Genomic DNA, 18910 nt, shown 5'->3' on the forward strand with positions numbered 1-18910 from the left:
CGTGTGCATGCATAAGCCCTGCGCGGTCATCCCGGTGTACAACCATGAAACCGCCATTACCACGGTGGTCGAGGCAGTGCTGCGCAGCGGTCTTCCCTGCATTTTGGTAGACGATGCCAGCGCTCCTTCCTGCGCAACAGTGCTCAATCACCTGGCGCTGCGCGAGCAGGTGTTCCTGATTCGCCTGGCCGCCAACCAGGGCAAAGGTGGCGCAGTCATGACGGGCCTGCGTGAAGCTTCGCGACTGGGCTTCACTCATGCGTTGCAGGTGGACGCCGACGGCCAGCACGATCTGCTGGACATCGACATATTCATCGAGCAGTCTCGCGCGCATCCCGAGGCGGTGATCTGCGGCTATCCGCAGTACGACGCCAGCGTGCCTAAAGGCCGCCTGTACGCGCGTTACCTGACCCACGTCATGGTCTGGATCAACACGCTGTCTTTGCAGATTCGCGACTCGATGTGCGGCTTTCGCGTATATCCGTTGCCGCCCACATTGGCTTTGATCGACTCGGCAAAAATCGGCAAGCGCATGGATTTCGACTCGGACATTCTGGTGCGACTGGCCTGGCGCAATCAACCGATGCGGTGGCTGCCTACCCGCGTGCATTATCCGCTGGATGGCGTTTCGCACTTTCGGCTGTTCCACGACAACGTATTGATTTCGAGCATGCACACGCGACTGTTCTTCGGCATGTTGCTACGAGCTCCGTTGATTCTCTGGCAGCGGTGGCGCACATGAGCCGCCACGCCGACAAAGAACATTGGGCCGACCGTGAGGAGCGCGGCAGTTTCTGGCTGATGAAGCTCACCGCAGTCGGTGCGCGAGTGCTGGGCCGGCGCCTATTGAGCCCGATGTTGTATGGCATCGTCCTGTACTTTTTCCTCTTCGGCCGAAGTGCTCGCCACAGCGCCTGGCAATACCAGCAGCGGCTAGCAGACTGGAGCGGTCGCAACGACCTGCGTCCGACTCACTGGCGGGTGTTTGGCCAGTTCATGGCGTTTGCCGATTCGATGCTCGACAAGCTCGACGTCTGGAACGGCAAGCTGAGCATCGAGCAGATTGAAATCATCGATCCCGCCCTGCTGCGTGACAAATTGCGCGGCTCCCGCGGGCAGATGCTGGTGGGTGCGCACCTGGGCAATCTCGAGGTCTGTCGTGCATTGGCGGAGATCGGCGAAAAGGTCACCATGAACGTGCTGGTGCACACCAAGCACGCCGAGCAGTTCAACCGACTACTGGGAGAAGCCGGTGCGACCAACTTGCGCCTGATTCAGGTCAGCGAGCTGGACCCGGTGATCATGCTGCAACTGCACGAACGCCTGGAACGTGGCGAGTGGCTGGCGATTGCCGGTGACCGCGTGCCACTGCACGGCGGACGCAGTGTCACAGTGGACTTTCTCGGCCATCAGGCCGCCTTTCCCCAGGGCCCATGGCTGCTGGCAGGCCTGCTCAAGTGCCCGGTCAACCTGTTGTTGTGCCTGAAGAAGCCCACAGGCGATTATCGCCTGACACTCGAGCCGTTCACTGAGGCCGTAGTCTGGAAACGCAGTGAACGAGAACAGGTCATTCATCAGTGGGCGAGCCGCTACGCTGAACGCTTGGGTCACTATTGCCTCGAAGCACCACAACAATGGTTCAACTTTTACCCTTTCTGGAAGACCGATGACGACGCCAACGCTTGAGCCGGTAACCTTCGGCGAAATCCCCCTGCGTATTGAAGACGTACTGGCCCTGGCCAACCGCCAGGTGCCTGTGCAGTTGCAAGGCGACGCCATGTTTCGCCAGCGCATCGCCAAGGGCGCGCAGTTCCTGGATTCGCTGCTGGACAAGGAAGGGGTGATTTATGGCGTGACGACCGGTTACGGCGACTCCTGCGTGGTCGCGGTGCCGCTGCACCACGTGGAGGCGCTGCCTCGTCATCTGTACACGTTCCACGGCTGTGGCCTGGGCAAGTTGCTCGATGCCCAGGCAACTAGAGCCGTACTTGCTGCGCGTTTGCAGTCGCTATGCCAGGGAGTGTCCGGAGTTCGCGTGGAGCTGCTGGAACGCCTGCAGGCCTTTCTCGAACACGATGTCCTGCCACTGATACCCGAAGAAGGCTCAGTGGGCGCCAGCGGTGACTTGACCCCGTTGTCGTATGTCGCCGCGACCTTGTCCGGCGAACGTGAAGTCATGTTCCGTGGCGAACGCCGGCCATCTCTCGATGTCCATCGCGAACTTGGCTGGCAACCCCTGGTGCTGCGGCCCAAGGAGGCCCTGGCATTGATGAACGGCACCGCCGTGATGACGGGCCTGGCCTGCCTGGCCTACGCCCGGGCCGATTACCTGCTGCAACTGGCCACCCGCATCACCGCGATGAACGTGGTGGCGCTGCAAGGTAATCCGGAACACTTCGACGAGCGCCTGTTCGCCGCCAAACCTCACCCGGGGCAGATGCAGGTCGCCGCGTGGCTGCGCAAAGACCTGGCGATCGACGCGCCCACCGCGCCGCTGCATCGCTTGCAAGACCGTTATTCCCTGCGCTGCGCCCCGCACGTTCTCGGCGTGTTGGCCGACAGCCTGAACTGGTTACGTTCATTCATCGAAATAGAGCTCAACAGCGCCAACGACAATCCGATCATCGACGCAGAAGCCGAACGCGTCCTGCACGGCGGACATTTTTACGGCGGCCATATCGCCTTCGCCATGGATAGCCTGAAGAACTTGGTGTCGAACGTCGCCGACCTGCTCGATCGACAGCTCGCACTGCTGGTCGACGAGCGCTACAACCATGGTTTGCCGAGCAATCTGTCCGGCGCTTCAGCGGATCGGGCGATGCTCAATCACGGCTTCAAGGCGGTGCAGATCGGCACGAGTGCGTGGACTGCCGAAGCCCTGAAAAACACCATGCCGGCCAGCGTCTTTTCCCGGTCCACCGAGTGCCACAACCAGGACAAGGTGAGCATGGGCACTATTGCTGCGCGGGACGCCATTCGCGTGCTGGAGCTGACTGAACAAGTAGCGGCGGCAACGCTGCTGGCCGCCAACCAGGGCGTCTGGTTACGCAGCAAAGCCGCGGACGCACGACCATTGCCGCCGGCACTGGCCGCCATGCACGCGCAGTTGGGCGAAGATTTTCCGCCGGTCATCGAAGACCGCGCCCTGGAGGGCGAATTGCGCCTGTGCCTGAAACGCATTGCCGAACAACACTGGAGGCTGCATGCGTAGCAAGGGCGTGCTTCACATCGATACGCAAATCCTCGTGCCCTTTTTCGACGTCGATACCATGAACGTCGTCTGGCACGGCCATTACATCAAATACCTGGAAGTCGCCCGCTGTGCGTTGCTCGACCGCATCGGCCACAACTACAGCGCCATGGTCGAATCCGGGTACGCCTGGCCGGTGATCGACCTGCAGCTGCGTTATGTGCGTGGCGCGGTGTTCGGCCAGAAGCTCAACGTGCGCGCGAATCTGGTGGAATGGGAGAACCGGTTGAAGATCAACTACCTGATCACCGACCTGGAAACCGGTGAACGCCTGACCCGCGCCGTGTCCGTGCAGGTCGCCGTCGACATGAGCAGCCGCGAGATGCAACTGGCGTCGCCCAAGGTCTTCACCGAAGCAGTGGAGAAGGTACTCTCATGACGCCGGCAATCCCCTGTAGCAGCTGGCGAAGCCTGCGTCCGACTGCCCAGCAGTCGCCGCGCAATCTACCGGATACACCCCGATCACAGGATTCACCACTGCTGCGCAGCCGAACGCAGCCTCGCAGGCTCGTCAGCTGCTACAAAATCGTGGCGACGCTGTTTTTGCTGTTGGGGGGAGCCTCCCTGGCCCAAGCTTTTGATCTGCAGCAGCTCAGCGATCAGCTGGCCAAACCTGAGGTGATTCACGGCAGCTTCATCCAGGAAAAACACCTGCGCGCCCTGCCCCAACCGCTCACCAGCAAGGGCAGCTTCGTCCTGGCGAAAAACCATGGTCTGCTCTGGCTGCTGAAAACGCCGCTGCAGCAGGACTATCGGATCACCGCCAAGGGCATCGCCCGACGCGACGCCAACGGCTGGCAAATGCTGCCGGGCAAGAGCGCCGGGGCCGAACAGAACCGTTTGTTCCTCGCGGTGCTGCAAGGCGACAGCAGCGGGTTGCAGCGCGATTTCGAACTGTCGCTCAGCGGCGATGCCCAGGACTGGAAGTTGACCCTGATCCCGCGTTCGCTCCTGCTCAAGCAGGTGTTCAACCAGATCAACATCACCGGGGCCGAGTTGGTGCACAGCATCGAACTGCTGGAAACCCAAGGTGACAGCACTCTTTTACGCATGCAGGACAGTACTGGCGCGCAGCCGTTGAGCGACTCGGAGCAACATGACTTTGCCGAGTGAACGCAGGCTCCCGCAGATTTTCCTGATCCTGCTGCTGCTGGTACTGGCCCTTGCCGGCTGGCAATGGCGTGACGGCCCGCCGCTGTCGGCCAATCTGATGGAACTCGTACCGGGCACCGCGCCGGATGCACTGGAATTGCGCGCCGAGCAGCGCATGCAGGAGCCATTGAACCGCGAGATGCTGGTCCTGGTCGGCCACGCTGATCGCCAGCAGGCGGTGGCCATGGCGCAGCAACTCGGCGAGCAATGGCAGGCCAGCGGCCTGTTCGAAAAGGTCCAGTGGAACCTGCAGGCCGACTTGCCGGCGCTGCGGACACAGCTGCTGCAGGGCCGCTTGGCGATGCTGTCGGCAGACGATCGCCAGCAGCTGATCGAGCAGCCCGAAGCGTTCATCCAGCAGCGCGTGCAAAGCTTGTTCGATCCCTTCAGCGGTTTCACTCTGGTACCCAGCCAGGAGGACTGGCTGGGCTTGACCGGACGCATCCAGAACAGTCAGCCGCAGCACGGCGCCGTGCAACTGGATATCGGTAGCGGTGCACTGGTCGCTGACACCGACGGCATGAGCTGGGTGTTGCTGCGCGCGCGCACCACCGGTAACGCGTTCGACATGAAGCTGCCCCTGCAGGTCGCCGACCTGCTTGAAAGCAGCCGTGCCGAAGCCGCCCAGGCCAAGGTGCAGCTACTGGCAGCCAGCGGCCTGTTGTATGCCGCAAACGGCCAGCGGCAAGCCACCCGCGAAATGACCTGGGTCGGCGGCGGTGCCACTATCGGCATTCTGTTGCTGCTACTGCTGGCCTTCCGCCGTTGGCGCGTGCTGCTCGCCTTCGTCCCGGTGCTCGTGGGCATGCTCTTTGGTGCGGTGGCCTGCGTCGCCCTGTTCGGCCATATGCATGTGATGACACTGGTGCTCGGTTCGAGCCTGATCGGCGTCGCGGTCGACTACCCGCTGCATTACCTGTCCAAGAGCTGGAGCCTGAAACCCTGGCGCAGCTGGCCAGCCCTGCGGCTGACCTTGCCCGGCCTGACGCTGAGCCTGATCACCAGTTGCATCGGCTATCTCGCCCTGGCCTGGACGCCCTTTCCAGCACTGACCCAGATCGCGGTGTTTTCCGCAGCAGGTCTGATCGGCGCCTATCTGTGCGCTGTCTGCCTACTACCGGCACTGCTCAAGGGCGTGCAGCTGCGCCCTGCGCAATGGCCCTTGAGTGTTTGCGAAAGCATGCTGCTGTGCCGTGAAGCACTGCTCAAGCGGGCCAGCACCCCACTGTTGTTGGCGCTGCTGGTCGCCTTCTGCGTTGCCGGCCTGCTGCAGCTCGACAGCAAAAACGATATTCGCCAATGGGTCGGCGCCCCTCAGCAGCTCACTGACGAAGCCCAGACCATCGCGCGCATCACCGGCTATCAACCCACCAGCCAGTTCTTCCTGGTGCGGGCAGCCGATCAACAACAACTGCTTGAACGCCAGACCGCGCTGAGTGAACGCCTCGATCAGTTGGTCAACATGGAAAAGCTCCAGGGCTATCTGTCCCTCAATCAACTCGTCGGCCCGCCCGTCGAGCAGCAACAGGTTCGCGAAGCGCTGAACAAGCTGGCGCCGCACTGGCAGCCATTGCTCGATCTCGGCGTGCCTGCCGCAGCATTGCAGGCGGAACTCGAGAGCCTGCGCGCATTGCCGATCCAGGACATTGACTCGGCGCTGCTTGGCCCGCTGGCAGAGCCATACCGAGCGCTGTGGCTGGGGCCGACCGATGATGGCGGCGTGGCGGCCATGGTCAGCCTGCAAGGTTTGAATAATCCCGCGCTGTTGCAGGTTCAGGCACTGGACCTGCCGGGTGTCGAGCTGGTCGATCGCCTGGGTGAATTGAACAGCGTCTTCGCTGCGACCCAGATCAGCGCCGCCGAGCTGAAACTGGCTTCCTGTGTGTTGATCGTGCTGGTACTGATCCTGCCGTTCGGTCTCGGCGGCGCCTTGCGTATCGTCACTCTGCCGCTGCTGGCCGCACTGTGCAGCCTGGCCAGCCTGGGCTGGCTGGGGCAGCCGCTGACGTTGTTCAGCCTGTTCGGCCTGCTGCTGGTGACTGCTATCAGCGTCGACTACGCGATCCTCATGCGCGAACAGGTCGGAGGAGCGCCAGTGAGCCTGCTGGGCACCTTGCTGGCGGCGCTGACCACTTGGCTGTCATTCGGCTTGCTGGCCGTATCGAGCACACCGGCAGTAAGCAACTTCGGCCTGTCGGTGAGCCTGGGGCTGGTGTTCAGCTTCCTGCTGGCGCCTTGGGCCGGTCGCCAGAGTCATGCGGTAGAAACGGCGGAGTCGGTAGCATGATGATCGCCCTGTTCTGGCTCATGGCCCTCGGTTTGTTCGCCCTGGCTACGTCCATCGGGCGCCACTTCGGCCTGATTCCGATCGTCAGCCAGTTGCTTCTGGCAACCGTCGGCCTGCCGTTGTTGATGTACTTCTGGATCGAGCCTGGCTGGGGCCTGAGTGGCGCCCAGCTTATTTCCCCGGCTTGGCTGAAAAATCTCTACAGCCTCGGTTTTGCCCTGTTACTGGGGCATATCCTCAGCGACGTCATCGATCTGCGCCTCGACCGCCAGAGCCTGAAAATTGCTCTGCCGAGCTTTTGCATTCCCTTTGCATGCGGGCTGGCTACCGCGGCCTGGCTGTTGCCCGCGCAGCCGTGGATCAGTTCGCTGGCAGTCGGCCTGCTGTTCGCCATTACCGCGATTCCAGTGCTGTACCTGTACCTGCGGCACATCAATTACCCGAGCGCTGCAACTCGGCGCCTGGTGCAGACCGCCATCCTCATCGACCTCACCTGCTGGACCCTGTTCGCCATCGCCCAGGGCAGCCTGCACTTGAGCAGCCTGCTGCTGCCACTGGCGGGCGCCTGCCTGCCGTTGCTCCTGAGCCTGCTCGGCCTGCGCCAACCGGTGCTGCACAGCGGCTGTTTCTTCGCGCTGCTGGTGGTAGCCGAGCACTTCAAGCTCAATGCGCTGATTCTCGGGATAGGTTACCTGCTGTGCATGGCGGCGTTAAAAGTGCCATTGGTGCTGCCGCTGCCCGCGGCCTGGATGAGTCGATTGCAGACCGGTATCGCGATCCCGCTGATCCTCACATTCGGCATCGTGCAGATCGACGTCCACAGCGCCATGGCCAATCTTGGCTGGGTGCAGCTGGCAGCCTTGCTGGTGTTGCCGATCGCCAGCAAACTGCTGGGCAACTGGCTGGGACTGGGCTGGGCCGGCGCGTCGTTTGAAGGCGCCAGTCGCTGGCGTGAAAGTGTCCTGCTCAACATTCGCGGCTTGAGTGAGATCGTCTTTCTCAACCTGCTGCTGCAACAACACCTCATCAGCCCGGCGTTGTACTTCGCGCTGATGCTGATGGGGCTGATCGCGACATTGCTGCCGGCACTGGTCGGCATGCACCGAATCCCCATGAATATCGCCGCCCCGGCAAGGAACCCCCATGCCAACAATTGAAATGGAACGTCGCCAGGTGGTTGTCATCGGCGCAGGCCCTTCGGGCGCCATCGCCGCCGCCCTGCTTAAACGCAAGGGGCATGATGTGCTGATGATCGAGCGGCAGCATTTTCCCCGCTTCTCCATAGGTGAAAGCCTGCTGTCCCATTGCCTGGACTTCGTCGAGGAAGCGGGCATGCTCGAAGCGGTGAACGCTGCCGGTTTCCAAGTGAAAACCGGTGCGGCGTTTGCCTGGGGCGAGCAGTACAGCGCGTTCGATTTCGGCGACACCTTCAGCAACGGCAAGCCGACTACTTTCCAGGTGTTGCGCGCTGATTTCGACAAGCTGCTGGCCGACCAGGCCGAGCTGCAAGGGGTAGAAATCCGCTACGGCGAAACCATTATCAGCGTCGACGTCGAGCAGGCCAGGCCGCAGCTCGGCGTGCAGCGCGAAGATGGCAGCGAGTACCGCATCGAGGCCGAATTCATGCTCGATGCCAGCGGCTACGGCCGGGTGCTCCCGCGCCTCCTGGACCTTGAGGCTCCATCGAACTTTCCGGTACGCCAGGCCGTGTTCACCCATGTCGAGGACCACATCGACAACCCGGCCTTCGACCGCAGCAAAATCCTCGTCACCACCCATCCGACCCGGCGTGATATCTGGTTCTGGACCATTCCGTTCAGCAATGGCCGGTGCTCGGTGGGCGTGGTCGCGGCGGCGGAACACTTCGAAGGCCGCGCGGATAATCTCGACGACTGTCTGCGCAGCTTCATTGATGAGACCCCAAGCCTGTCCGCAGTGCTCGACAACGCCGAATGGGACACAGCTGCACGGACCATTGGCGGCTATTCGGCTAACGTCAAATCCCTGCACGGGCCCGGCTATGCCCTGCTGGGTAACGCCGCGGAATTCCTCGACCCGGTGTTTTCCTCGGGCGTGACCATCGCGATGCGCTCGGCGAGCATGGCTGCGGCGGTCCTGCACCGGCAACTGCAGGGCGAAACGGTCGACTGGGAAACCGAGTTCGCCATACCGCTCAAGCGTGGGGTCGATACGTTTCGGTGCTACGTGGAAGGCTGGTACGCCGGAACCTTCCAGGATGTGATCTACCATCCAGGCAGCTCTCCCGACATTCGCCGCATGATCAGCGCGATTCTCGCCGGTTATGCCTGGGACGAACGCAACCCGTTCGTTGCCGAACCCAAACGCCGGCTGCGGATGCTGTCGGAGCTGTGCGCAAGGGATGCCACATGAGCTACTTGAGCGACAATTACGTCGAGGAAACCCGCTTCGGGTTCTGGTTCCTGCGCAGCCACACCTGGCAGCACCATGTGTTGCGGGTAGCGATCAAGGATTTGCGCAGCCTGTTCAGCGAGCCTCCGCCGACTCATCCAGTGCTGCTGGATGCCGGCTGCGGCCAGGGCAAGTCGTTCCAGCTACTGCGCCAGACCTTCGAACCGCAGCGTCTCACAGGCCTCGATGCCGACCTGCACAGTCTCGAACTCAGCCGGGAAGAGGCTGCTCGCCAGTGCATCGAAGTGGATTTGATCGGCAGCGATTGCGCGAGCATCCAGCTGCCCGACGCCAGTGTCGACCTGTTGTTCTGTCACCAGACATTCCATCACCTGGTGGAACAGGAACTGGCCCTGGCCGAGTTCTATCGAGTGTTGAAACCGGGGGGTTATCTGCTGTTCGCCGAATCCACCGAGGCTTACATTGATACCTGGGTGATTCGCTGGTTATTTCGTCATCCGATGCATGTGCAAAAAAGTGCTGCCGGGTATCTGCAGATGATTCGCCAACAGGGTTTCGAGTTCGGGCCGCAGAACGTTTCCTATCCGTACCTGTGGTGGAGCCGCGCCAAGGATTTCGGCCTGTTGGAACGCCTGGGCCTGCAACGGCCAAAAGCCGTGGGTGAACGGGTAGAAACCCTGGTCAATGTGGTTGCGCGCAAACCGCTTGAAGGGTGTTCCTGATGATTCGTTTTCTGTTGCTCGGTTGCATCCTGCTGCTGGGCGCCTGCACCAGCCGGGCGCCGTTGCCCGAGCAGACTCCCGACTTGCCTCTGCCCCTGCAACTGCATATCCAGCGCCTGCAAGCGGACCAGCGCCTGGATTGGGTGCTGGTGATCCAGCGTGAAGGCTCCGGCATTCGCTGGTCGATGATGGACTTGCTGGGTATTCCCCAGGCCCGGCAGAAACTGGTGGACGGCGAATGGCACGCCGACGGCCTGCTGCCGCCCAATGGGGAAGCGCGGGAATTGTTCGCCGCGCTGCTGTTTGCGCTGACACCGCAGGCCCAGCTGCAAGGCAACTACCCCGCCGCGTGGCAACACGGTGCGCAACGGTCGTTGCCCGAGCGTTGGGACGTGCGTTATGCCCAACCGCAAAACTTCCAACTGACCCTGCCCGAGGGTCCGGAGTATCAGGTCACACCCCTGAGTGGGGACGCGCCATGACGGCTTACTTGAACGCCCTTGGGCTCGTCTGTGCGTTGGGCCGCGGCCAGGACGAAGTCAGCCGCAATCTGTTTGCCGGCGACTGCTCCGGAATGCGCGACGAAGCCGGCTGGATTGTCGATCGTACGTTGCCTGTGGCGGCCGTACAGGGCGAACTTGCCGCGATCCCGGCCCACCTGGCCGAGCAAGGCAGCCGCAACAATCAGTTGCTGCTGGACGCAGCCCTGCAAATTCGCGAAGAAGTCGACCAGGCGATCAATACCTACGGCCGCGATCGCATCGGCGTAGTGCTGGGCACCAGCACTTCAGGCATAGCCGAAGCCAGTCGTGGCCTGGCCCATTACATCCGGGAAGACGTGTTTCCCACTGACTACAACTACCAGCAACAGGAACTCGGCGCACCGGCCAACTTCCTCGCCGACTGGCTGCAAACGAGCGGTCCAGCCTATGTGATCTCCACCGCCTGCACTTCAAGCGCCCGGGCCCTGATGAGCGCCCAGCGCCTGTTGAACATGGGGCTGTGCGATGCGGTGCTGTGCGGCGGAGTCGACAGCCTGTGCAAGCTGACCCTCAACGGTTTCTCGGCACTGGAGGCTGTGTCCGGACAGCGCTGCAACCCTTTTTCAGTCAATCGCAACGGGATCAACATCGGCGAAGCAGCCGTGCTGTTTTTGATGACCCGAGCGGCCAGCAGCAGTTCGTCGATTGCCCTGCTGGGCAGCGGTGCAAGTTCCGATGCCCACCATATTTCCGCTCCCGAACCCACTGGCCGCGGCGCCCTGCAAGCGATGCGCAAGGCCCTGGGTCGAGCGAGCCTGCAACCGGAGCAGATTGCCTACCTGAACCTGCACGGTACTGCCACACAACATAATGATTCGATGGAAAGCCTGGCGGTGACAACGCTGTTCCCAAGTGGCGTGCCCTGCTCGTCGACCAAGCCGTTGACCGGTCACACCCTCGGCGCCGCTGGCGCCCTGGAAGCGGCGTTCTGCTGGTTGAGCCTGAGCGCCAACAACCAACAGCACGCCTTGCCTCCACATGTCTGGGACGGCCAGCCCGACCCCGCATTGCCGCAGCTGAAATGGGTGACCGCAGCGAATCGCCTGTCGTCCATTGCACCCCGCTACCTGATGAGCAATTCCTTTGCCTTTGGTGGCAACAACGTCAGCCTGATAATCGGAGACGCACCATGACCGACTGGCCGCTCGCCGAATTGCTGCCCCACGCTGGCGACATGATCCTGATCGAACAGATCCTGTCGTTCGATGAGGAACAGATTCATACCCGCCTGACGGTAAGACCCAACGGCCTGTTCAACCGCCCCGACGGCAGCTTGCCTGCCTGGGTCGGTATCGAGCTGATGGCCCAGAGTGTTGCCGCCTATGCCGGCTGCCACGCCCGCCAGCGCGGTGATGCAATCGCCCTGGGTTTTCTGCTCGGTACACGCAAATTCGAATGCAATGTCGAACATTTTCCAGTCGGCACCGAGCTGACCATCCACGGCCTGCGCTCGCTGGAAGATGAGAACGGCATGGGCGTGTTCGAATGTCATATCAATGCCCCCGGCATCCACGCCACCGCTCGTCTGAACGTGTTCCGTCCGCCTCAGGCCGCGCAATATCTTGATGAATCGAAGGAGTCCAGTCATGACTGAGTCCGTACTGGTCACCGGCTCCAGCCGTGGTATCGGCCGCGCCATCGCCCTGCGCCTGGCGCAGGCCGGGCATGACATCGTGCTGCATTGCCGCAGCGGCCTGGCGGAAGCTGGCGCAGTGAAGGCCGAAGTTGAAGCCCTGGGCCGCAACGCCCGCCTCCTGCAGTTCGATGTTTCCGACCGCGCCAGTTGCAAGGCGGTCCTTGAAGCCGACGTTGAGGTGCATGGTGCTTATTACGGCGTGGTGCTCAACGCCGGGCTGACCCGCGACGGTGCATTTCCCGCGCTGAGCGAGGATGATTGGGATGTGGTGATGCGCACCAACCTGGACGGTTTTTATAACGTGCTGCACCCGGTGATGATGCCGATGATCCGTCGTCGCGCGGCTGGACGCATTGTCTGCATCACCTCGGTATCCGGGTTGATCGGCAACCGTGGCCAGGTCAACTACAGCGCCTCCAAGGCGGGCCTGATCGGTGCGGCAAAAGCGTTGGCGATAGAGCTCGGCAAGCGCAAGATCACCGTCAACTGTGTCGCGCCCGGGCTGATCGACACGGCGATGCTCGATGAAAACGTGCCGGTGGAAGAACTGATGAAAATGATCCCCGCGCAGCGCATGGGCACCCCGGAAGAGGTGGCCGGCGCGGTGAATTTCCTGATGTCGGCGGAAGCGTCGTACATCACCCGCCAGGTTCTGGCAGTCAACGGAGGCCTGTGCTGATGAAGCGTGTCGTCGTCACCGGCATGGCCGGTATCACCTCATTGGGCAGCGACTGGGCGACCATCGCCGGCCATTTCGCGGCCAACCGCAGCGGTATCCGCCGGATGGACGAGTGGGACCGGTTCACCGAACTCAACACACGCCTGGCCGGGCCGATCGACGACTTCAAGATACCGAGCCACTGGACCCGCAAGCAGCTGCGCAGCATGGGCCGGGTATCGCGCCTGGCGGTAGGAGCTGCGGAGCAGGCATTGGCCGACGCCGGCTTGCTGGGCGATGAATCGATCAAGGACGGACGCATGGGCGTGGCCTGTGGTTCGTCCACGGGCAGCACCGACGAGATCAAGGCCTTCGGCAATATGCTGCTCAACTCGGTGGCCGAGGGGCTCAACGCCAATTCCTACGTGCGCATGATGCCGCACACCACGGCGGCGAACATCAGCATCTTCTTCGGCCTTACCGGCCGCCTGATTCCCACCTCCAGCGCCTGCACCAGCGGAAGCCAGGGCATCGGCTACGCCTACGAATCGATCAAGTTCGGGCGCCTGCCGCTGATGCTCGCAGGCGGTGCCGAAGAGCTGTGCCCCACCGAAGCCATGGTCTTCGACGCGCTCTACGCTACCAGCCTGAAAAACGACGCCCCGCAGACTACGCCACGCCCCTACGACAAGGCTCGTGATGGCCTGGTCATCGGTGAAGGCGGCGGTATGCTGGTGCTTGAAGAGCTGGAACATGCGCTGGCGCGCGGCGCACGCATTCACGCCGAACTGGTCGGCTTTGGCAGCAACGCAGACGGTCAGCACACGACCCGTCCAGAGCAGGTCACCATGCGCCGAGCCATGGAACTGGCCCTTGAAGATGCCGGGTTGCAACCCGCTGACATCGGCTATGTGAACGGCCACGGCACCGCCACCGAACAAGGCGACATCGCCGAGACACTGGCGACCAGCGCGCTGTTTGGCGAACACATGCCTATCAGTTCGCAGAAGAGTTTCCTCGGCCACACCCTCGGCGCCTGTGGCGCATTGGAGTCCTGGTTCAGCATCGAGATGATGAACAGTGACCTGTATGCCCATACCTTCAATCTGGACGACATCGACCCACACTGCGGCAAGCTCGATTACCTGCGCGGCGAGTTTCGGCAGATGAGTAACCAGTATGTGATGAACAATAATTTTGCGTTTGGCGGGGTGAATACGTCGCTGATTTTCCGGCGCTGGTCTTGAGCGGCTGATAGTCGCCCAAAACCAAAAGATCGCAGCCTTCGGCAGCTCCTACGGGGCGATTTTTGTCACCCGGCAGGAGTTGGCGAAAGCTGCGATTTTTTGTTGTTAATACAGGCCAGTCGACCGGGGCAGTCAACAACACACACGACCGCCATCGGGTCCAAGGATGGGGAAAACCTGACCGAATGGCAGCCATGGTGCTGTCAAAACCCCGGGCGATTGGTCCCGATCACTGGATACCAGTGACTCACCCAACTTACCGACCACCCCCAAAACCAACAAGTCAGCGGGTTCCGGTGTTGTTGTAGGTAAAGGCTCCTGAATGCGTGGCTTTGGGATGTCAGAGATTTCCAGGTTGGCAGCAGGTCACGCCTCGAGCGGTTCAACCTTCCTCGTCAACAACTCCACAAACGCTCTCGCCATCGGCGATTTCTGATCCTTGCGCTGCACCAGCCACACCGCCGATACGGCCGCCGGATCCAGCAATGGCCGGTACACCACACCGTCGATCCGCATTCGCTGATAAGACGCCGGCAGCACCGAAACGCCCAATCCTGCGGCCACCAGGCCGATGATGGTCATGGCCTCGCCAGCCTCCTGGGCGAAGTGCGGGCTGAAGCCGGAGTCACGTGCCAGGCTCAGCAGTTGGGCGTACAGGCCGCTGCCATAGCTGCGCGGGAAGAACACAAAAGGTTCGAGGGCCAGCGCTGACAGGAACAGGCCTTCCTCGCTGCCGCTCGCCAGCGGATGTTTGGAGCTGAGCACCGCGACCAGCGGCTCGCTCATCAGTTCGACCACGCTTAGGGAATCGGGCAGTCCCAGCGGGCGCATGATGCCGACTTCAATCGACTCATCCACCAGCGCCTCGGCCACCTGGGTGCTGCTCATCTCCCGCAGATTCAGGTGTACCGCCGGGAAGCGCTGGCGAAACGAGAAAATCGCCTGGGGGATGGTCGAGTTAAACGGCGCCGATGAGGTGAAGCCGATTTTCAGCTCCCCCAGTTCGCCCAATTGCGCCCGACGGGCGACATCGGCAGCTTTGTCGACCTGCGCCAGCACCAGGCGCGCCTCCTGCAGGAACAACCGACCAGCCTCGCTGAGCTCGACCCGACGATTGGTTCGCTCGAACAAGCGCGCGCCCACCTCTTGCTCCAGCGCTTGAATCTGCTGGCTCAAGGGCGGTTGCGAAATGCCCAGCACCTGTGCGGCGCGGCCGAAGTGCAGTTCTTCGGCGACGGCAATGAAGTAACGCAAATGACGCAATTCCATGAAAAACCTCATTAGGTCGCAAAAGCTCTTAAACAGGTCGAACAATATATTGGATTGAATCATTAGGCAGCTATATGCTTTTTTCATTGCCTGACCGGCTACCCGTTCCCGAGGTCCGAAGTGAAAACTGTTGTCGCTCCACTCGCCCATGAAGTCCCGCCTGCCACGGACGATGTCGTTGCCGAGTTCAAGGAAATCTACATCGAGAAAGGCACGCCGATGTTCATGCGCACGGTTCTCGCGCTGTTCTGTGGCGGCTTTGCGACGTTCGCCCTGTTGTATTGCGTGCAACCGATGATGCCGCTGCTGTCCCACGAGTATTCGATCAATGCGGCCCAGAGCAGCCTGATCCTCTCGGTGGCCACCGGCATGCTCGCTATCGGCCTGCTGATCACCGGTCCCATCTCGGACCGGGTTGGGCGCAAACCGGTAATGGTCGCGGCGTTGTTCGCGGCGGGTTTATGCACCATCGCCAGTTCGATGATGCCGAGCTGGCACGGCGTGTTGCTGATGCGTGCGCTGATCGGCTTGTCCTTGAGCGGCCTGGCGGCTGTGGCCATGACCTATCTGAGCGAAGAAATCCACCCGCAGCACATCGGGCTCGCCATGGGCCTGTACATCGGCGGCAACGCGATTGGCGGGATGAGCGGTCGCTTGATCACCGGGGTGTTGATCGACTTCATCAGCTGGCACGCGGCGATGCTGGTGATCGGCGGCCTGGCGTTGATTGCGGCGGCGCTGTTCTGGAAAATCCTGCCCGAGTCGCGCAACTTCCGTCCGCGCTCGTTGCACCCGCGCAGCCTGATTGACGGCTTTACCATGCACTTTCGCGACGCCGGTTTGCCGCTGCTGTTCCTTGAAGCCTTCGTATTGATGGGCGCCTTTGTCACCCTGTTCAACTACATCGGTTATCGCCTGCTGGCAGCGCCGTACAACATGGACCAGGTATTCGTCGGCCTGCTCTCGGTGGTGTACCTGTCGGGCATCTACAGTTCGGCGAAAATCGGCGCCCTGGCGGACAAACTTGGCCGCCGCAAAGTGCTCTGGTCGACCATCGTCATGATGCTCGGCGGCCTCGCACTGACAATGTTCACGCCACTGCCTCTGGTGATCATCGGCATGCTGATCTTCACCTTCGGCTTCTTCGGCGCGCACTCGGTGGCGAGCAGCTGGATTGGCCGGCGAGCAACCAAGGCGAAGGGGCAAGCGTCTTCGCTCTACTTGTTCAGCTACTACGCTGGATCGAGCATTGCCGGCACTGCTGGCGGCGTGTTCTGGCACCTGGGCGGGTGGAACGGAATAGGGTTGTTTATCGGCACGCTGCTGGTAATCGCGTTGCTGGTGGCATTGAAACTGGCGAAGTTGCCGCTGTTGCCCGGCAATAACTCGACTACCTGAGCACCGCCCGCGCTTGCAGGACGCCGTCGCGTTTTTCCAGGGTCAGTGACTGCAGGGCGACACCGCCACGCTCAACGCTGTCCAGCCACTGCAGCAGCGCTTCAGGGCTGCCGCTGATGGTCAGCCGCAGAAATTCGTTGTCACTGTCCATCTGATGAATGTCGAGCCCCGCTGCGCTAGCGCCTTCACTCACCCGCAAGGACAACGGCTGGTCAGCACCGGCGACGATAATGCGCGGTTGAGCGTGCTGTAGCTGGGTGCGCAGTCCAAGTTGCTGCTGATAATGCCGCTCGGCGCTTTCCAGGCGCAGGCGGCTCGGTTGCCAGATCAGGCTGTAACCCGCAAAGATCAGCAAAACCACCACCATCGCCAGCAACAACCGCTGCTCACGCGCGCTGATGCGCTGCCAGATCTGCTTCATGCTTCGTCCTCCACGCTGAGGGTGGCGTGCACCCGGTCCGCTGTCTTGTTCGCGCTGTCCAGCCGGACCGGCATGCCTTGCTGCCGCCCTCGTTCACGCAACTGTTCAAGCTCGGCGAAACTGTTGGCGGTCAGCTGAATTTTCCAGCCCTCCCCGGCACGCAGTTCTATGCGCCGGACTTCGACCGAGCTGGCGCCGATGACTTGTTCGACCAGTGTGAGCAAGCCGCTGATACGAGTGCTTCGGGGTTGCGCAGGCTGGTGTTGCAGCACTTGGAGTTGAGTTGCCATATCCACGGTGCGGGGCTGGCCAGGATAAAGGGTGTTGAACTGCTGCTCGTTCTGCAGCGCGAGCTGGCGACTTTCGCCCTCGACAAACCGAATGCGCACTTCACTGGCAGCCCAGGTCAGCAGCAAGGACGCGACCAACGCCGATGCGCCGAGTCGCCACGGCAGAGGTCGACGGTTCGGGGCGAAACCGCCCTGCAACAGATTGATGGCGTGCGCGGGACGAGTTTTCAGGCATTGATTGAAGAAGGCATCAGCCTCATCGCCATCGAACCAATGGATGTCCGCCGGCAAGATCGGCTCCAGCGTTTTCAACTCCCCGTGCGCCAATACCATGCGGGCCGGTAACGCCCCACCCAGCAGCCATCGACCCAGGAAGCGCACACCGAGGGGGCGATCGGCGGGCAACATATCGGCATCTACCTGCGCGCTGCGCAACTGGATAGCCGACTCGGCCAGCAACGCCAGCACCTCGGCCATTCGTGCCCGGTCAACGACCATCAGCGGATAGCGCCCGTCAATGTCCCGCGTCCCCACGCTGAGGTGCAGGTGTTCCAGCAGGTCGCTCAGCTGATCTTCCACGGCAAACGCTAGAGCCTGAACCCCAGGCGCGCGCCGGGAAGGCCACGGCTCGGTGCGCACCCAGCTGCACATGTCCATAGGCACCAGCAGATCGACCGACTGCCCCGCGAGCACCACTGCAGCTTGATGCAGAGGCATCGGGGTGCCCTGATGCAGCGCCGACCAGACACGACACGGCCAGTCCGCCGAAGGCGCCGCCAGGCCTTCGGCCGTCAGATAGAGCCAGCTGTTCATCGCGGGACCTCGTTGGCAATCGCCGAAAGAAAACGTCGTTGCAGAACTTTCCATTCCTGCGTTTTGGCATCGCGCTCGACATCCGTGGCCAGGCGCAGGACGCGCCCGCCCTGGGTAACTTCCACGTTGATGCGGAACCAGCGACTGGTGATGCCCAGCCCATGACTGCTCAGCCCCAGCCCCGAGACCAGCGGGTCTTGAGTAAACGCCTGGACACTGCCCCAGGCGGCGCTGGATGCCTGACGGACCAGCGATTCGGCAGTCGCGGCATCCAGCTCACCGAGCATGCTCAATAGCAGCGCCGGCGCGGTGTTGATGTTCAGCGCAGCCTCGATGGGCAGCAGTGACACCCAGGGCTCCAGTTCGCGCAAGCGCTGATCGTCCACGCCTGGCAGCAGGCGCAGCTGGCTCAATTCGCGCAAAGCCCCCACCTGAGCCAGCTGCGTAGGCGCCAGACCGAGCGCCGCCTGCAAGCGCTGCCAGCGGTTCAGCGTGACCTGATCGATCTGGCCCGCCACCAGTAATGTATTAAGGTTGAACCGGCCGCCCAGGTCTTCGATATCGACACGCACCTGCGCCTCCTCGTTGCCAAAATCAGGCGGCAGCAGAGCCCACGCCTGTGTGCGGTCAACGGTCTTGTTCGAGGTCTGCACGGAGTCTTGCAACACCAGCAGCGCCCGGGTCTCCGCGCCTGATGCGAGCTGGCGCAGGTCGATCTGCAGCAGCTGTTGCCCACTGCTTTGCAGCAACAGGTGATGACTGCGCAGCAAGCCACCTGTGATCAACAACGCCAGGCTCATGACCAGCAAGACACTGATCAACGCGAAGCCATCT

General features: G+C 62.0%; 19 protein-coding genes. 15 read left to right on the forward strand and 4 right to left on the reverse strand.

Annotated features, from left to right (window positions below):
* The first annotated feature begins 7 nt into the window (after nt 1-7).
* From ORL50_RS06135 to ORL50_RS06200, 14 genes are read left to right on the forward strand one after another with little or no spacing between them, the layout of a single operon-like run.
* Complete coding sequence (locus ORL50_RS06135) at nt 8-742, forward strand: glycosyltransferase family 2 protein (RefSeq protein WP_266011124.1); 735 nt, start codon at nt 8-10, stop codon at nt 740-742.
* Complete coding sequence (locus ORL50_RS06140) at nt 739-1686, forward strand: lysophospholipid acyltransferase family protein (protein ID WP_266011126.1); 948 nt, start codon at nt 739-741, stop codon at nt 1684-1686. The genes ORL50_RS06135 and ORL50_RS06140 overlap by 4 nt, the downstream gene beginning before the upstream one ends.
* Nucleotides 1667-3211, forward strand: coding sequence for an HAL/PAL/TAL family ammonia-lyase (locus tag ORL50_RS06145; protein WP_266011128.1), 1545 nt, complete (start codon nt 1667-1669; stop codon nt 3209-3211). The genes ORL50_RS06140 and ORL50_RS06145 overlap by 20 nt, the downstream gene beginning before the upstream one ends.
* Nucleotides 3204-3629: an acyl-CoA thioesterase gene (locus ORL50_RS06150; protein WP_266011130.1), complete on the forward strand. Its 426-nt coding sequence runs from the start codon at nt 3204-3206 to the stop codon at nt 3627-3629. Before ORL50_RS06145 ends, ORL50_RS06150 begins: the two co-directional genes overlap by 8 nt.
* Nucleotides 3626-4363 carry an outer membrane lipoprotein carrier protein LolA gene (locus tag ORL50_RS06155; RefSeq protein ID WP_266011132.1) on the forward strand — a complete coding sequence of 246 codons (738 nt, stop codon included), beginning with the start codon at nt 3626-3628 and terminating at the stop codon, nt 4361-4363. The genes ORL50_RS06150 and ORL50_RS06155 overlap by 4 nt, the downstream gene beginning before the upstream one ends.
* Complete coding sequence (locus tag ORL50_RS06160; RefSeq protein ID WP_266011134.1) at nt 4347-6689, forward strand: MMPL family transporter; 2343 nt, start codon at nt 4347-4349, stop codon at nt 6687-6689. The genes ORL50_RS06155 and ORL50_RS06160 overlap by 17 nt, the downstream gene beginning before the upstream one ends.
* On the forward strand, nt 6686-7846 hold the full coding sequence (locus ORL50_RS06165; RefSeq protein ID WP_266011136.1) for a cation:proton antiporter: 1161 nt from the start codon (nt 6686-6688) through the stop codon (nt 7844-7846). Before ORL50_RS06160 ends, ORL50_RS06165 begins: the two co-directional genes overlap by 4 nt.
* Complete coding sequence (locus tag ORL50_RS06170; RefSeq protein ID WP_266011139.1) at nt 7833-9080, forward strand: NAD(P)/FAD-dependent oxidoreductase; 1248 nt, start codon at nt 7833-7835, stop codon at nt 9078-9080. Before ORL50_RS06165 ends, ORL50_RS06170 begins: the two co-directional genes overlap by 14 nt.
* Nucleotides 9077-9802 (forward strand): class I SAM-dependent methyltransferase, encoded by a 726-nt coding sequence (locus ORL50_RS06175; RefSeq protein ID WP_266011141.1) that lies wholly within the window; start codon nt 9077-9079, stop codon nt 9800-9802. The genes ORL50_RS06170 and ORL50_RS06175 overlap by 4 nt, the downstream gene beginning before the upstream one ends.
* On the forward strand, nt 9802-10284 hold the full coding sequence (locus ORL50_RS06180; RefSeq protein WP_266011143.1) for a hypothetical protein: 483 nt from the start codon (nt 9802-9804) through the stop codon (nt 10282-10284). The genes ORL50_RS06175 and ORL50_RS06180 overlap by 1 nt, the downstream gene beginning before the upstream one ends.
* Nucleotides 10281-11477, forward strand: coding sequence for a beta-ketoacyl-[acyl-carrier-protein] synthase family protein (locus ORL50_RS06185; RefSeq protein ID WP_266011145.1), 1197 nt, complete (start codon nt 10281-10283; stop codon nt 11475-11477). The genes ORL50_RS06180 and ORL50_RS06185 overlap by 4 nt, the downstream gene beginning before the upstream one ends.
* On the forward strand, nt 11474-11938 hold the full coding sequence (locus ORL50_RS06190; protein ID WP_266011147.1) for a hotdog family protein: 465 nt from the start codon (nt 11474-11476) through the stop codon (nt 11936-11938). The genes ORL50_RS06185 and ORL50_RS06190 overlap by 4 nt, the downstream gene beginning before the upstream one ends.
* On the forward strand, nt 11931-12659 hold the full coding sequence (gene fabG / locus ORL50_RS06195) for a 3-oxoacyl-ACP reductase FabG (RefSeq protein WP_266011149.1): 729 nt from the start codon (nt 11931-11933) through the stop codon (nt 12657-12659). The genes ORL50_RS06190 and fabG overlap by 8 nt, the downstream gene beginning before the upstream one ends.
* Nucleotides 12659-13885, forward strand: a complete 1227-nt coding sequence (locus ORL50_RS06200; RefSeq protein ID WP_266011151.1) for a beta-ketoacyl-ACP synthase — start codon at nt 12659-12661, stop codon at nt 13883-13885. The genes fabG and ORL50_RS06200 overlap by 1 nt, the downstream gene beginning before the upstream one ends.
* Before the next feature lie 366 nt (nt 13886-14251).
* Here the strand turns inward: ORL50_RS06200 and ORL50_RS06205 are convergent, their stop codons facing one another.
* A complete protein-coding gene (locus ORL50_RS06205) occupies nt 14252-15154 on the reverse strand; it encodes a LysR family transcriptional regulator (RefSeq protein WP_266011153.1) in 903 nt (300 codons plus the stop codon).
* 120 nt (nt 15155-15274) lie between these two features.
* On the opposite strand from ORL50_RS06205, the gene ORL50_RS06210 reads away from it, so the two are divergent.
* A complete protein-coding gene (locus ORL50_RS06210) occupies nt 15275-16552 on the forward strand; it encodes an MFS transporter (RefSeq protein ID WP_266011155.1) in 1278 nt (425 codons plus the stop codon).
* Here the strand turns inward: ORL50_RS06210 and ORL50_RS06215 are convergent.
* Genes ORL50_RS06215 through ORL50_RS06225 form a run of 3 tightly spaced genes read right to left on the reverse strand, consistent with a single transcriptional unit; the run spans nt 16545 to nt 18876 of the window.
* The gene (locus ORL50_RS06215) at nt 16545-16973 is read right to left on the reverse strand and encodes a type II secretion system protein M (RefSeq protein WP_266011157.1); all 429 of its coding nucleotides are present in this window, start codon (nt 16971-16973) and stop codon (nt 16545-16547) included. The genes ORL50_RS06210 and ORL50_RS06215 overlap by 8 nt on opposite strands.
* Nucleotides 16970-18076 (reverse strand): type II secretion system protein GspL, encoded by a 1107-nt coding sequence (gene gspL, locus ORL50_RS06220; RefSeq protein ID WP_266011159.1) that lies wholly within the window; start codon nt 18074-18076, stop codon nt 16970-16972. Before gspL ends, ORL50_RS06215 begins: the two co-directional genes overlap by 4 nt.
* On the reverse strand, nt 18073-18876 hold the full coding sequence (locus ORL50_RS06225) for a type II secretion system protein GspK (RefSeq protein WP_266011462.1): 804 nt from the start codon (nt 18874-18876) through the stop codon (nt 18073-18075). The genes gspL and ORL50_RS06225 overlap by 4 nt, the downstream gene beginning before the upstream one ends.
* Nucleotides 18877-18910 lie beyond the last annotated feature (34 nt).

The organism is Pseudomonas sp. RIT-562 (assembly GCF_026241895.1).
Classification (GTDB): Bacteria; Pseudomonadota; Gammaproteobacteria; order Pseudomonadales; family Pseudomonadaceae; genus Aquipseudomonas; species Aquipseudomonas mandelii_F.

Excerpts from the sequence above, each read along its gene's own strand:
- ORL50_RS06135 (WP_266011124.1), top strand. The coding sequence starts at position 8 with ATGCATAAGCCCTGCGCGGTCATCCCGGTGTACAACCATGAAACCGCC.
- ORL50_RS06140 (WP_266011126.1), top strand. The coding sequence starts at position 739 with ATGAGCCGCCACGCCGACAAAGAACATTGGGCCGACCGTGAGGAGCGC.
- ORL50_RS06145 (WP_266011128.1), top strand. The coding sequence starts at position 1,667 with ATGACGACGCCAACGCTTGAGCCGGTAACCTTCGGCGAAATCCCCCTG.
- ORL50_RS06150 (WP_266011130.1), top strand. The coding sequence starts at position 3,204 with ATGCGTAGCAAGGGCGTGCTTCACATCGATACGCAAATCCTCGTGCCC.
- ORL50_RS06155 (WP_266011132.1), top strand. The coding sequence starts at position 3,626 with ATGACGCCGGCAATCCCCTGTAGCAGCTGGCGAAGCCTGCGTCCGACT.
- ORL50_RS06160 (WP_266011134.1), top strand. The coding sequence starts at position 4,347 with ATGACTTTGCCGAGTGAACGCAGGCTCCCGCAGATTTTCCTGATCCTG.
- ORL50_RS06165 (WP_266011136.1), top strand. The coding sequence starts at position 6,686 with ATGATGATCGCCCTGTTCTGGCTCATGGCCCTCGGTTTGTTCGCCCTG.
- ORL50_RS06170 (WP_266011139.1), top strand. The coding sequence starts at position 7,833 with ATGCCAACAATTGAAATGGAACGTCGCCAGGTGGTTGTCATCGGCGCA.
- ORL50_RS06175 (WP_266011141.1), top strand. The coding sequence starts at position 9,077 with ATGAGCTACTTGAGCGACAATTACGTCGAGGAAACCCGCTTCGGGTTC.
- ORL50_RS06180 (WP_266011143.1), top strand. The coding sequence starts at position 9,802 with ATGATTCGTTTTCTGTTGCTCGGTTGCATCCTGCTGCTGGGCGCCTGC.
- ORL50_RS06185 (WP_266011145.1), top strand. The coding sequence starts at position 10,281 with ATGACGGCTTACTTGAACGCCCTTGGGCTCGTCTGTGCGTTGGGCCGC.
- ORL50_RS06190 (WP_266011147.1), top strand. The coding sequence starts at position 11,474 with ATGACCGACTGGCCGCTCGCCGAATTGCTGCCCCACGCTGGCGACATG.
- fabG (WP_266011149.1), top strand. The coding sequence starts at position 11,931 with ATGACTGAGTCCGTACTGGTCACCGGCTCCAGCCGTGGTATCGGCCGC.
- ORL50_RS06200 (WP_266011151.1), top strand. The coding sequence starts at position 12,659 with ATGAAGCGTGTCGTCGTCACCGGCATGGCCGGTATCACCTCATTGGGC.
- ORL50_RS06205 (WP_266011153.1), bottom strand. The coding sequence starts at position 15,154 with ATGGAATTGCGTCATTTGCGTTACTTCATTGCCGTCGCCGAAGAACTG.
- ORL50_RS06215 (WP_266011157.1), bottom strand. The coding sequence starts at position 16,973 with ATGAAGCAGATCTGGCAGCGCATCAGCGCGCGTGAGCAGCGGTTGTTG.
- gspL (WP_266011159.1), bottom strand. The coding sequence starts at position 18,076 with ATGAACAGCTGGCTCTATCTGACGGCCGAAGGCCTGGCGGCGCCTTCG.
- ORL50_RS06225 (WP_266011462.1), bottom strand. The coding sequence starts at position 18,876 with ATGAGCCTGGCGTTGTTGATCACAGGTGGCTTGCTGCGCAGTCATCAC.